This is a genomic window from Rahnella sp. EDr1-12 (genome assembly GCF_049206505.1).
GTDB classification, from domain to species: Bacteria; Pseudomonadota; Gammaproteobacteria; order Enterobacterales; family Enterobacteriaceae; genus Rahnella; species Rahnella rivi.
Genome location: NZ_JBLZNY010000037.1, coordinates 1 through 236, shown reverse-complemented (window position 1 = coordinate 236; position 236 = coordinate 1). Strand labels below are relative to the sequence as shown.

Here is a 236-nt window from a genome sequence, read left to right as displayed (position 1 = left end):
GAATTGGTAGGCCTGAGTGGACTTGAACCACCGACCTCACCCTTATCAGGGGTGCGCTCTAACCACCTGAGCTACAAGCCTATTAAGGTATTTCTGCTCGTTACTTTCTATCAGACAATCTGTGTGGACACTGCACAATGCGTATCTTTAGGTAAGGAGGTGATCCAACCGCAGGTTCCCCTACGGTTACCTTGTTACGACTTCACCCCAGTCATGAATCACAAAGTGGTAAGCGC

Annotated in this window: 1 tRNA gene and 1 rRNA gene; both read right to left on the bottom strand. The window is 49.2% G+C overall.

Features of this window, described 5'->3' with window-relative positions:
- Positions 1 to 4: 4 nt before the first annotated feature.
- A tRNA-Ile gene (locus tag ACO0U8_RS24280) sits at positions 5 to 81 on the bottom strand.
- A gap of 71 nt (positions 82 to 152) precedes the next feature.
- Positions 153 to 236: ribosomal RNA gene (locus ACO0U8_RS24275) — 16S ribosomal RNA — on the bottom strand; the annotation flags it as partial.